The following is a 13,316-nucleotide window of genomic DNA, read 5'->3' on the forward strand; positions in this document are numbered from 1 at the left end:
AAATAATCAGATGAAAAAATTACATATATTTTCCATTGTACTTGTATTCCTATTTACCTCCTGTAAAAATCAGGACTGGGAATTTCCAGACTTTAAATATCAGACCGTATACTTCGCCTATCAATATCCTGTAAGGACTATTACTATGGGTGAAGACCTATTTGATACAGCATTAGATAATGAAGGTAAAGTCAAAGTAATGGCTACAACAGGTGGTGTTTACGATAATAAAAAAGACATCACCATTGATTTCACAGTAGACAACGCGATGACAAGCAACATCATATTCAATTCAACAGGTGCAGCTGTCACTCCTTTGCCGAGTAATTATTATACACTAGCATCCAATAAAATAATGATACCAAAAGGCAGCTTGACAGGTGGCGTGGAAATACAGCTGACCGATGATTTCTTTGCTGACCCTAAAGCTATCACCACCCATTATGTACTTCCGATCCGTTTAGACCATGTCATGAATGCAGACTCTATCCTATCCGGAATTCCAAAAGCAGGAAGCTTACGCCGAAAAGCAGTAGCTGATGATTGGGACACTGCTCCTAAAGATTACATCTTCTACGCTATCAAATATATCAATACCTGGCAAGGCAATTACCTCCGTCGCGGCCGCGATGTCATCGTTGGTAAAAATGGAAATAATGCCCTCAGCCAAACTCAAAATAGAAGAAATGCATACGTCGAAAAAGATGAGGTAAAAAGCCTGACGACAGCGTCTTTGAAAAACACAATACTTCCATTAACATTTAAGGATGTTGACGGCACAAATATCAACTGTAATCTGATGCTATCTTTTGACAATAATAACAATTGTCTCATCAGCTCTGCTACTACTGGGGTCACAGCATCAGGAAAAGGCAACTTTGTAAAAAAGGGTGATAAAAATAGTTGGGGAAATACCGATCGTGATGTCTTGTATCTCGATTATCAAATCGATATGCAAAAGATGAATGTGAGTACAAAAGATACCTTAGTCATGCGTGACCGAGGTGTTAAAATGGAAACTTTTACGGTCGCAATAAAACCATAAAAATATGAAAAGATTACATACAAAGATAGGTGTTGGCCTCATAGCTGGTCTCCTATTCTGTTCCTGCGCAAAACATGAAATACTCCAATATGGGACAGAAAAGCCTGAAAGTATTATTGCACAAGAAAATATTGATACCTATAGCCCATTGATCTCCTACATCGATAAAAATGCGCATCCAAATTTCAAATGGGGGGTAGCACTCAATATGGACGATTACCTCAATAAAGGTGTGATGTACCGTTTAGCAAATCGCAACTTTGAAGAAATGGTCATGGGATACGAAATGAAACATGCTTCTATTGTACAAGCCGATGGAACACTGAACTTAAGTAAACTGGAACGTGTGATCAAAGCTGCACAAGAAAATAACATGGCGCTTTTTGGGCATACACTTACTTGGCATTCAGGGCAGAATGCCGTTTACTTAAATAGTCTGATTGCACCAGTACTACTGCCCCCTGGCTCAGTACCAGTACCAGGAGGCATCAATGTCCCATCACTTTCGGGCTATGCACTAAAGATGACAAATCCATCAGTTGTAAACGCCTGGGAAGCACAGACAGCATATGATATTGCCGGTATTGAAACAAATACCGAATACATTTTAAAAATTGCAGCAAAAGGTAGTAAGGCAGGTAGTATTGGCATTGATCTCCAAGCTACATCCAATTATACAGGTGATAGCTTTGGATCTATTGCACTCACCACTGAATATAAAGAATACGAACTTAAATTAACGACCACTGCCGTTCGTAATCGATTTATCATCAATTTTGGACAATATGCCGGAACAATTTTTATAGACGATGTCTCCTTAAAAAAGGTGGGCACTAATGCAGATATCATCGCCGGTGGAAATTTTGAAAGTGGTATAAGTGGTTGGTTTGGATGGGGCAATAATTCAACCCGTTCGCAGTCCGTCGAAGGTGAAGGATATGGCGGAACTGGCGGAACTGTTATTGAAAAAACACCTGAGGAGAAAAAAGCCATACTTACTGATGCCTTGGAAACTTTTATTTCAGGGATGATGTCTGTAACCAAAGATGATGTCAAAGCTTGGGATGTGGTCAATGAGCCCATGTCCGATTGGCCGGATCAGTACGCCCTGAAAACTGGAATTGGCAAAACCGACTTGGCGGAGGACGAATTTTATTGGCAAGACTATCTGGGTAAAGACTATGCGGTAAAAGCCATTCAATTTGCTCGTAAATATGGAAATCCCAATGATATCCTTTTTATAAACGATTATGGTCTGGAAGGTGGTGGTAATAAATGTAAAGGTTTAATTGCCTACGTCAATTATATTGAAAGTAAAGGCGCCAAGGTAGATGGCATCGGTACGCAGATGCACATCAATAGCACTGCCAATAAAGATCAGATCGTCAATATGTACAAATTACTCGCCGCAACAGGTAAAATGATCAAAGTATCTGAGCTTGATATCGGTCTTGGCGACAACATTAAAACAGCCAATGCAACAGCGGCAATGTATCAGCAACAAGCAGATATGTACAAATTTGTCATTGAAAAATTCTTTGAAATTATCCCAAAAGCGCAGCAATATGGAATCACCATTTGGAGTCCTTTGGACAGTCCTGATCGCGAAAATTCTTATTGGAGAAGAGGAGAACCGATTGGAATATGGACAGAATCCTTTGTTCGGAAACCCGCATATCAAGCGGTAGCAGAAGCACTTCAAAAGCAAAAATAATAAGCAAGTATAGAATAAAAGAGAGGGAAGATTTCCCTCTCTAAAAAAAAATAGGATAAATTAAAACTATGAAAAAACGCACCTTAAAATTTAAATTTCTTTTACTGTTTTTGTTTTTTTGCACGCTTGGTTATGCACAAGACAAAAACTTTCATATCTATTTATGTTTTGGTCAATCTAACATGGAAGGACATAGCAAATTTGAAGATCAAGATACCTTAGTCAATCACCGTTTCTATTCACTTCAAGCGGTTGACTGCCCGGATCTCAATCGTAAAAAAGGAGAATGGTATCTCGCCAAACCTCCTATCACCCGATGCAATACAGGTCTTACACCAGCAGATTATTTTGGTAAAACCTTAGCTGAAAATCTACCCGATAGCATCCGTATTGGAATCATAAATGTCTCCATTGGTGGTTGCCATATCCAATTATTTGATAGGGATAGCGTAACAAATTATGTAGAAAAAGCCCCTAACTGGATGAAGGGTATGTTAGCTGCGTACGACAATAATCCCTACGATAGATTAGTTGAAATGGGAAAGATCGCGCAGCAAAGTGGAGTCATCAAAGGCATCTTACTGCATCAGGGCGAATCAAATACGGGAGACCAAGATTGGCCTAACAAGGTCAGTCAAGTATATCACAACCTATTGAAAGATCTAGCATTGCAGGAAGAAAAAACTCCACTCCTAGCTGGTGAATTATTAGCGGCAGATCAAGGCGGCAGATGTGCAAGCATGAATACCATCATTCACACGTTACCCCAAACCCTCAAAAATGCGCATATTGTCTCTTCAAAAGATTGTGAAGGTGTGGCAGATGGCCTGCATTTTAGCGTTGCAGGCTATAGAAAGCTGGGGATTAATTATGTGCAGGTCATGCTGGGTTTAAAACCTTAATCAATAGGAATACAAAAGCTTTAAATTAAGCTAAAAAATATGCTTATCAGGGAAAATACATATTCGAATTTCCTTGATAAGCATAGCAATAAAGACCGTCACGCTATTTTTCTACCGGTGTTGCATATGCAGATGTTGCATAAAGTCCAATCATCGCTCCTGTAAATCCGCCTGCAACATCCGTTGACAGAATATCGCCAGATACCGTTCCGCCCAGATGCTGAAAAGAACTTCCATCTAACGCATACGAAAATGTATAATCATCGCCTGTGGCGCTAACACGCAATTTCATTTTACCCGATCTAATGAGCTTCTGTTGCGCAATTACTTTTGTTATGCCATTTTCAGTCCGTTCGAGTTGGATGTAATATTCATTATTGGATTTTGTAACACCCAATACATAGTTGAATTTTTCACTTTGTAAACAGGTAATACCGGCAAAGTCCTTTTCAGAACCTGGAGTATAATCCATTTCTACCTCCGCTGCAAATGCGATGTGCTGCTGTCTGTAAAACAGTGCCGAAATTGGTTTTTTTTCCTGAACAGTAACAGCAAAAGGTTTGATTGCCAATCCCTTCTTTTCACCCACTAAGAACTTTTCACGAGGTCCCCGCAAAGCTATCCACCGCTCATCCAACGTTTTTTCATTTAATTTGTCGTTAAAGGTGAAATTTCCATTGGGGAAAAATCCGGATTTATCTTTACTGCTTTCAATCCCTTTTGGTGTATGCACCAATGCTTTAAGGGGCTCCATTCCACCTTTAAAAATCGGCCATTCACCAGACCAGTCAACGGGCAGCACAAATGTTTCCCGACCGGTGTTGACCCGATTCTTTTCATTTGGTCTAACCGCTAAGAATACACCGTACCATTCCCCATCAGCAGTTTGAACTAGATCTGCATGACCTGCCCAATCCACTTTATTGGGTCTATCTGCAGGGAGATGACGCTGTGAAAGAATCGGATTATTTTTCGCAGGAGTATAAGGCCCCATTGGATGACTGCTCGAAAAAATAACCTCACTGTGATTCCCTCCCGTTCCCCCTTCAGCGCACATCAAATAATATTGTCCATTTTTCTTGTAAATATGCGGTGCTTCAATCCAAATAGGTTGCTTGGCTAGATCTACTCCTCCATCAACGATGATCTTACTCGTGCCCGGGATCACCTGATCAGTCGCGACATCGTATTCCCAGATCTTGATCACCCGATGGCCTGTGTATAATTCTTTCCCCTTATCCGGAGCATCATTATGCACCACATATGCTTTGCCATTATCATCAAAAAATAAAGCCGGATCAATTCCATCAAACTGTAATTTAATCGGATCAGACCAATTGTTTGCTTTCGGGTCTTTAGTTTTAACAACCATATTACCGATCCCCGAAGCAAATTGCGTTGTGATCATATAAAAGGTGTCATTATTTGGATTATACATAATATCCGGCGCATATACCCCCTCACTGATACCTGCAGTACCAACTTGTAGCTGCGACTCGCGGTTTAGCACATGGCCGATCTGCTTCCAGTTGACCATATCTTTGGAATGAAAAATAGGAACGCCAGGAAACATCACAAATGAAGAAGCGACTAAATAATAATCATCTCCCTTTCTGGTGATACTGGGATCAGGATAGCATCCCTGTAAAATGGTGCTGTAAAATTGACCTGGCACAATTGGATTTTCACTATAGAAAGCATCGTTGCCGGTGTATTTAAAATTACTGTACAAGGGCTGCCCTACCACTTTTCCGACCGGCTCTTTTCTCTCATCTGCGCGCATTGTCTGACAGAATGAGAGTCCAGTAAAGGCAAATAGGCAGGACAATAATCCTAATTTTATATGTTTTTTCTGTTGCATGATTTGCATCTTATCTTTGTTATTTATGTTTTCAATAATTTTTTAATTCATCATAAGTAAAACAGGTTATCGTCCATTCAACATAGAAAACCGATCATTTCCCTTACTAACACTTACCGCTATGCGCAATAAGACGTTAATTATGATGTTTCATATTCAGCTTGATTTTCTTCAAATCCTCCAATTCATATACAGGTCTTTCGATATCATAAGGTATAGGTCTTTTGGAATATGTTTGAAAATAAAGGAGACAGGCATCTTTCCACCATACCGCATCTTTAGCTTGAATCTTCAGTTTCGATTGCACTTCAGCAAAACGTTGCTGATCGACCTGATTTTCCAATCTATCCCATACTTTTTGCATGTCGCGTACCTGCTTTACCCCGAGATCATATTGATAGCATAATTCATCCCACAAGGATAAGCCGCTTTTCATCGTATAATTCCACGGCACATGATGAAACCAAAGTAAATAATGATCTGGACATAGCAGGATATCACCATATATGTTCGCGACATGAGGACTGTATTGTGAGATTGCGTTGCTCCCTCTTGCTGTCCGATCAAACCCTACACCTATTGTATCTGCTTGATGATAATACCAAGGCATCCAATCGGGACGTCCACCTTTTTGATCGCCCCACGGTTCCGGTCCATAATGATGGTCGAAAGCAAAGATATGATGCAGCCCGAGTGGCATCATATAATTTACAGCAGCTTCCCGTGAAGTCATCATAATTTCTTTCACAGCAGCTATAAACTGCTTATCTTTCGAAAATGTCATTGCGATCCATTCTTCCGCAATTTGTTCAGACGCGAGATGATGATTCCACGCAAGTCTTCCATAGGCATACCAATTCGCCTGTGCAAAGTGGTGACCTGTCCAATTGGTATCATCGCCAATATTCGCCACCGCTGCAATTGCTGTCTTTCGCGCAGGCCGTAAGGTACCATCCGTTAATCTGGCGACTGTACTTCCCGCTCCATACGCATAGGTTTCACTAGCTAATGTTTCTTTAAATAAAGGCGCTAAATAAACCAAATGATTCGAAAATCCCAGATACTCTTGCGTGATCTGAAATTCAACCATTTCATGACTTTTTTTAAGTGCACCAAAGAGCGGATTAAAAGGTTCACGAGGCTGAAAATCGATCGGTCCATTCTTGATTTGAATAATCACATTATCGCTAAAGGAACCGTCGAGTGGCACAAATTCCTGATAGGCCTGCTTGGCACGATCTTCGGTCGTAGGATTGTAAACAAATGCCCGCCACATCACAAAACCCTGATACGGTTTTAAAATAGCGGCAAGCATATTTGCCCCCTCAGCGTGCGTTCTGCCATAATCCTGAGGACCAGGTTGGCCCTCCGAATTCGCTTTCACCAAAAAACCGCCGAAATCAGGAATAACACTGTAAATCTCTTTGACTTTATTCTTCCACCATAAAATGACCTCCGGATTTAGAGGGTCTGAATCAGAAGTTCCTCCTAACACCTTCGGTGAAGAAAAATTCACAGATAAATAAACTTTGATTCCATATCTTCTAAAGATATCAGCCAGACTTTTTAATTTAATCACATATTCCGAACTCAAAATTTGAGGAGAGGCATTTACATTGTTAATAACAACAGCATTGATACCAATAGAAGCATTAGCTCGTGCATACTCTTCATATCGAGGAGATATGACACCTGGCAATTCATCCCATTTCCACAACGAATATCCGGCATAACCACGTTCAATCGTGCGATCAAGATTGTCCCAATGATTGAGCATACGGATATCAAATGATGGTATTTCTTCCACATTCAAATTTAAAACCTGTTGATCCGTTTCCTGTAATTGCAACAGATGGTAAGCTGCATATAATAAACCGGCGGGCTCATGTGCGGTCACCTTGATCCGATCTCGATGACCTGTTATTTTAAAACCATCTTTTAAATACGGCAATTTTTTATCTAGTTCTAATCCAATGGACTGTCCCCTCCAAAAAGTAATTAATTCTTGTTGTGCACGTACCGCAATTGGGTTTTCAGCAGCAACCGTGATGGATCTACTTTGAGCTATTTCTTTAGAGACAGGAACATACCTGAGCCATAGCTTACTTCCGTCCTCCGCCTGAATACGAGAAAAAGGGAAAATAAAAAGCAAAAGAAAACAACTTATTTTCATCATAAGATTAAAAATCAGGTTTATAATTGGTTAGGCTACAAAAGTTCCTCAAGTTCAGCATTCTTGCCCATCCATCGTCTTGATTAATCCCTTTTCATCATATTCCAGCTCGACTACTTTCATACTCCGCAGCCATGTTTTACCGCCAGAGGGCACACAGTCATGATAAAACAAATACCATTTCTCTTTAAATTGCAGTATACTATGGTGAGTGGTCCAACCAACCACCGGAGTCAGAATCACACCTTGATAGGTAAATGGACCATAAGGATTAGCCCCGATTGCATAACACAATAAATGCGTATCACCGGTAGAATAAGAGAAATAATACTTGTCGCCAAATTTATGCATCCAGGAAGCCTCAAAAAAACGGCGGTCTAGATCTCCCTGTTTAAGAGGGTTACCTTCTTGATCCAAAATAACAAGATCTTTTGGTTCTTCATCAAATTGCAACATATCCTCCGTTAGTTTTACAACTTTTGGACATAGCGCCAGATCATGCCAGTGCGGCAAATCCATGGGATAAGTCATTTTGTTATTTCTGTAATATTGAAGCTGCCCGCCCCATATTCCCCCGAAATACAGATAATGGCTACCATCATCATCTTGAAAAGCACAGGGATCTATACTATAACTTCCTTTGATCGGATTCTCCTCCGGAATAAAAGGACCATATGGCGTATCACTTACCGCTACTCCAAGCCTAAAGACATCGGTCTGGTCTTTTAATGAAAAATAAAGATAATATTTACCATTTTTTGTCGCCACATCCGAATCCCAGAGCTGTCTTCCACCCCACGGAATGTCTGCTACGTCCAGTACTTTGCCATGATCGACCGCCTCGGCATCTATATCATCCATAGAAAAAACATGGTAATCTTTCATATCAAAATGATCACCATGATCATTTTCCAAAATACCACTTTCCCAATCATGCGAAGGATATATGTAAATTTTATTCTCAAAAACATGTGCCGACGGATCAGCCATAAAATCATTGGGTACTAAATATCGTCCTTTATTCATAAAATTATAGGGTTATTTTTGTTTTGCTAATTCAATTAAATCCTTGACAAAAGGTTTAGGTTTATACTCCCGGTCAAATAACAAAGGATAGTCCGTCCGTCCGGGAACTGGCCATCCATTTTTCCACGAATCACCATCACCTACCCCCCACACCGTTACACGCGTTATTTTATCGTCATGTTTTAGATATAATTTAAAAAAATCCTTGTAACGGCTAGCTAAAGCTTTCGCTATAGCATCCGGCAAACCTTCTTTATATGGATTTAATTCATTTTTATACTGATACGTTTCACTGATTTCTGCTCCCATATTGGGATTTACATGAGGCAATACAGAAATATCCATTTCCGTCACCATCACTTTTGTCCCTAAACTAGCAAAATCGACAATTGACTTTTCCACTTCACTTAGGGCAGGATTATCTAATCCATTATGTTCTTGCATGCCAATAGCATCAACACGGATGCCCGAATCTAGCACCTCTTTTACCAGCTTCATAATTCCATTTCGTTTAGCAGGAATAGCTGTTGAGTAATCATTGTAGTAGAATTCGGCATTAGGATCTGCCTCTTGCGCAAATTGAAAAGCAAGCTTAATAAAATCTTTACCGATGATATTGTAAAACTTACTTTTCCGCAGTTCACCATTATCCAGCACAGCCTCATTGACCACATCCCAGCCATGAACACGTCCTTTATAGCGTCCAACCACGGTATGGATATGCTTGCGCATCCTTTCAATCAACACTTCACGCGAGACATCCTTCCCTTTATCATCGATAAAGAACCAGGTTGGCGTCTGCGAATGCCACATTAAGGTATGCCCGATGATATGCATGCCATGCTGCTCTCCCAATGCGACAAAACGATCTGCATCTTTAAAATTAAACTCCCCTTCCCGGGGTTGCAGGTACATACTTTTCATACAGTTTTCGGCCACGATGGAATTAAATTGAGCTTTTACCACCGAAATAGCGGCGGCATTGCGTTCCCATATTTGTTCCAGATTCAAAGCTGTACCGATATAAAATTTATCCTTGAAAGCATGCTTCAATATAACTTGGTCTTCAATGGTTCGATCACCCGTTACCTGTTGTGATTTAGTCGAGGTGCATGCCAAACCCAATGTAGCGATGCCTGCAAAAAAAACGATCTTTACTTTATTCATTTTTAACGATTTAATTCTTGTGTCTTGATTCTATTTCATGATTTATTTTATCGATCACCGCATCGTCCAATTCATATTTTGAAATAATGAACATGGCTACCAGTAATAAAATAGCAGGTATAACAACCACCAACCAAAGGATACCCTGCTCGGCAAAAGACGATTGCGTAACGGTATTGTCTTTATCAAAACCGACATATGCAAGCACGAGACCTGGTACGACGCCCCCCAGGGCCATACCTGCTTTATAAAAAATACCGGTCAAAGCATTCACGATACCTGAAATCCGTTTTCCTGTCGCATGCTCGCCATAGGAAATCACTTCGGGTACCAATGCCCACATATATCCTGTAGCTACTATGATGCCTGTGGATTTAATAAATTGTGCCACTAACACCAACCAAACCTGACTCCTTAAAGCGGGTATGACAGAAATAATATAAAGCATGATCATTCCTAATATGGCGATTGTTAAGAACACATAAAACAGTTGCTTTTTACCTATCGCACGCTTTATCGCAGGCACCAGTGGCATAAAAATAAAGGCTGGAATAGATCCTAATGCCATAAAATAAGGAAGCATTTCTGGTGCTTGGACATTATAGATCATATAATATGAGCCCGCAGCATTTCCGATCGCCATCATGGCAAATGCAGTGATAAAGAAGAATGCCAATATGCGCAAAGGTCCATTATGTTTAAATGCAGTCCACAGGTCCGAAACTTTTACATTTTCGGTTTCTTTCACATCCATGACAACACGTTCCTTAGTTTGCGTATAACAGAAAACCAATAACAATAAGCCCGCGATAGCATAGAGCGTCATTGTAATAAACCAAGCTTGCGCAGATTCGGGAGAATTGATCTTTCCATTTGGCGAAAGATATTGAACCAGTATAGGTACCCCATATCCTACTGCCAGGCCACCCATATTCGCCATAAACATACGGGTCGACGTCAGTTTTGTTACTTCATCCGTATCGCGCGTCAGCGATGCATTTAGTGCGCCATACGGTACATTGATCAAGGTATAAATCATAGATAATCCAACATAGGTTATATAGGCATAGAGTAATGATCCAGAAAATCCATTCCAAAAACAGAGTATGGCAAATCCAGTTAATGGGATACCGCCTAGAATTAAATAAGACCGGTATTTTCCCATTTTAGGATTCTTTTTATCAACAAATGCACCCACAATTGGATCCCATATCACGTCAATAACACGAACCACGAGAAACATAATTCCCGCCGCTGTTGCAGATATCCCAAATACATTCGTGTAAAAAATAAGCAGATACATGGATACCGTTTGGTAAATCAGGTTTTGCGCCAGATCACCTGATCCAAATCCTATTCGTTGCAACGACGAAAGTTTATAGAAACCTTTCTGCTCGCCTGTAGTTTGCGTTTCAGTTTTCATTTTTGTCTTGTAAATAATTGGTTTTTATGCATCATGCAGCTGCTGAAGCATACCTGATATTTTTTAGGTCCACCAATAATGTTTAAGATTATCGATGTGTTCAGTATCACAAGTTCATGATGACAATTGTAAAATTACAAGTACGACGATTTAGCACATGATACATATGTGTTATTAATAGATAAAAATGTTTAAATGGTGGCCGAAAATGGCTAAAAAGAAAGTTTTTTGGAAAAACAACCCCCTTTACTAAAAATTTAGATGGTGTAGGTTTCATCCCTACATTTTGAACAGATGTCCACTAAAAAATCAATCCCCTACGTCTTATAACGTAGGGGATTGATGAATCGCTTATTTTATAAAGCAAGGACATACAGCTATAAAATCCGTAAAGTCCTAAGACCGTTAAAAAATTAGGGCCGGATGTGGAAATAGTCAAAATCCACAAATCCACCCACATTTTTAGTCGCATAATTAAATAATCCGAATCGATAGCCCATAAAATGTGGTATGGTATAGGTCATTTTAAATTCCGTTCCTATGGGTTCCCATTTTTCACCATTCAGGCTATAGAAAAAAGTAGCAACATCTCTTTTATTGGTAAAATCACATTTCACCTTTAGGTAAACTTTCTGCTGATCCAACGGGATACGTACCAGCTCTTCTTCGATTCCTTTCTTAGCATTGCTGTTCACTAAAAAATGTTGACCGCCTTCCATGCGTATGCCTAGCAAGCCAAAGTTTTGCTGCAGTAAAGATAAACCTGCAAAATCGCCATCTTTCATAGCAGAAACATCGATTGCAGTCTCACCCTCACAAGTGGGACCAAAGGTGCGCTGTGTCAAGGTGTTTCTTGCCTGCAAAAAATGCGGATCTACACGTCCAGTCTTTAACCTCAGGTTTCCTTTATTTTCACTTACAGACCATAACTGCGCAACAGGATTGTGGTTCCATTGCCATACCAGCGGTAAATCCGGTTCTCCCGCTTTACGGTCAAAATCATCCGAATTAACGAGATGCGGGATCAATCCCCTGCTGGCTGGAAGATCCAGTACTTCGGGTACTTTACCATCCACACCCAGTACCGGCCAGCCCGCTTTCCACGTAACAGGAACAAGATATGGGATCCTTCCAACAGCACCATAATCCTGAAAAAGATAAGCATACCAGGCACCATTTGGCATATCAATCAATCCCCCCTGCGCTACACCTTGATCCTGCAAAACCACCCGCCCCTCATATGGTCCATCTATTTTATCGGCTCGGTGCACAATCACAGACCGCATCCCACCTGGAGGCCAGGAAATGTTAAACAGATAGTATTTGCCATTTACTTTAAAAAATTGAGAGCCTTCGGCCGGAAGGCCACCTTGCGCACCCACAGGTGTAGTCGGTAACGTTGCGTTTTCAATTAATACCCGTTGCGTCTCGGGTTTTATTCCAGATAAATCGGGCAGCAGTTCAACCATATTGATCTTACCGCCACCCCATATCATATAGATTTTATCCCCTTCAAAAAATAGGCTATGGTCATGCAAAGCAGGCTTAAACTCCTTTCGCTCCCAAGGTCCTTTTTCGATATCCTGAGTCGAATAGATATAAGTCTTGCCCGTAGTCTGTGCAAATGTGCTGACATAATAGGTTCCTTGATGAAAGCGTAAACTACTTGCCCATGATCCCCGACCATACGTACTTTGGTTATGATCCAGATTCAGCTCATCAATAGCAGCAAGAGTATGATGTCCATAATCGATCATTTCCCAGTTAACTAAGTCTTTGGATTTCATGAGCGGCAAGCCCGGGTTCATATGCATGGTCGTACTGCTCATATAATAAGTATCACCTACACGGATCATCGACAGATCCGGAACATCGGCAAAGATGATCGGATTTTTTGCTTTCTGATCCTTTTGCTGTCCATAAATTGGATTTATAAATAAAAACAAAAGTAAAACCCAATACGATGATCTGTATATACCTGTTACATGAATTTTCATAATACTTA

At 40.4% G+C, this 13,316-nt stretch carries 9 protein-coding genes; 3 read left to right on the forward strand and 6 right to left on the reverse strand.

The features are described from left to right. Positions 1-10 precede the first annotated feature (10 nt). The 3 genes from FHR29_RS08780 to FHR29_RS08790 all read left to right on the forward strand — a co-directional run bounded on the left by FHR29_RS08780 (position 11) and on the right by FHR29_RS08790 (position 3,661). Entirely contained in the window at positions 11-1,045 is a 1,035-nt protein-coding gene (locus FHR29_RS08780) for a DUF5627 domain-containing protein (protein ID WP_183913878.1), read from the forward strand. Between the two features lie 4 nt (positions 1,046-1,049). Next, positions 1,050-2,759, forward strand: a complete 1,710-nt coding sequence (locus FHR29_RS08785) for an endo-1,4-beta-xylanase (protein WP_183913880.1) — start codon at positions 1,050-1,052, stop codon at positions 2,757-2,759. A gap of 68 nt (positions 2,760-2,827) precedes the next feature. After that, positions 2,828-3,661: a sialate O-acetylesterase gene (locus FHR29_RS08790; RefSeq protein WP_183913882.1), complete on the forward strand. Its 834-nt coding sequence runs from the start codon at positions 2,828-2,830 to the stop codon at positions 3,659-3,661. Between the two features lie 103 nt (positions 3,662-3,764). On the opposite strand, the gene FHR29_RS08795 is transcribed toward FHR29_RS08790, so the two are convergent. The 6 genes from FHR29_RS08795 to FHR29_RS08820 all read right to left on the reverse strand — a co-directional run bounded on the left by FHR29_RS08795 (position 3,765) and on the right by FHR29_RS08820 (position 13,308). Next, positions 3,765-5,522, reverse strand: a complete 1,758-nt coding sequence (locus tag FHR29_RS08795) for a glycoside hydrolase family 43 protein (RefSeq protein ID WP_183913884.1) — start codon at positions 5,520-5,522, stop codon at positions 3,765-3,767. Between the two features lie 136 nt (positions 5,523-5,658). Then, positions 5,659-7,698: an alpha-glucuronidase gene (locus FHR29_RS08800; protein WP_183913886.1), complete on the reverse strand. Its 2,040-nt coding sequence runs from the start codon at positions 7,696-7,698 to the stop codon at positions 5,659-5,661. A gap of 51 nt (positions 7,699-7,749) precedes the next feature. Beyond that, entirely contained in the window at positions 7,750-8,721 is a 972-nt protein-coding gene (locus FHR29_RS08805) for a glycoside hydrolase family 43 protein (RefSeq protein WP_183913888.1), read from the reverse strand. Between the two features lie 12 nt (positions 8,722-8,733). Then, positions 8,734-9,888, reverse strand: coding sequence for an endo-1,4-beta-xylanase (locus FHR29_RS08810; protein WP_183913890.1), 1,155 nt, complete (start codon positions 9,886-9,888; stop codon positions 8,734-8,736). 10 nt (positions 9,889-9,898) lie between these two features. Next, on the reverse strand, positions 9,899-11,311 hold the full coding sequence (locus FHR29_RS08815; RefSeq protein ID WP_183913892.1) for an MFS transporter: 1,413 nt from the start codon (positions 11,309-11,311) through the stop codon (positions 9,899-9,901). A gap of 413 nt (positions 11,312-11,724) precedes the next feature. After that, positions 11,725-13,308 carry a glycoside hydrolase 43 family protein gene (locus tag FHR29_RS08820; protein ID WP_183913894.1) on the reverse strand — a complete coding sequence of 528 codons (1,584 nt, stop codon included), beginning with the start codon at positions 13,306-13,308 and terminating at the stop codon, positions 11,725-11,727. Between the last annotated feature and the right edge of the window lie 8 nt (positions 13,309-13,316).

Source organism: Sphingobacterium sp. JUb56, assembly GCF_014191365.1.
GTDB lineage: Bacteria > Bacteroidota > Bacteroidia > Sphingobacteriales > Sphingobacteriaceae > Sphingobacterium > Sphingobacterium anhuiense.

Coding starts and splice junctions, on each gene's coding strand:
- FHR29_RS08780 (WP_183913878.1), top strand. CDS start 11: ATGAAAAAATTACATATATTTTCCATTGTACTTGTATTCCTATTTACC.
- FHR29_RS08785 (WP_183913880.1), top strand. CDS start 1,050: ATGAAAAGATTACATACAAAGATAGGTGTTGGCCTCATAGCTGGTCTC.
- FHR29_RS08790 (WP_183913882.1), top strand. CDS start 2,828: ATGAAAAAACGCACCTTAAAATTTAAATTTCTTTTACTGTTTTTGTTT.
- FHR29_RS08795 (WP_183913884.1), bottom strand. CDS start 5,522: ATGCAACAGAAAAAACATATAAAATTAGGATTATTGTCCTGCCTATTT.
- FHR29_RS08800 (WP_183913886.1), bottom strand. CDS start 7,698: ATGATGAAAATAAGTTGTTTTCTTTTGCTTTTTATTTTCCCTTTTTCT.
- FHR29_RS08805 (WP_183913888.1), bottom strand. CDS start 8,721: ATGAATAAAGGACGATATTTAGTACCCAATGATTTTATGGCTGATCCG.
- FHR29_RS08810 (WP_183913890.1), bottom strand. CDS start 9,888: ATGAATAAAGTAAAGATCGTTTTTTTTGCAGGCATCGCTACATTGGGT.
- FHR29_RS08815 (WP_183913892.1), bottom strand. CDS start 11,311: ATGAAAACTGAAACGCAAACTACAGGCGAGCAGAAAGGTTTCTATAAA.
- FHR29_RS08820 (WP_183913894.1), bottom strand. CDS start 13,308: ATGAAAATTCATGTAACAGGTATATACAGATCATCGTATTGGGTTTTA.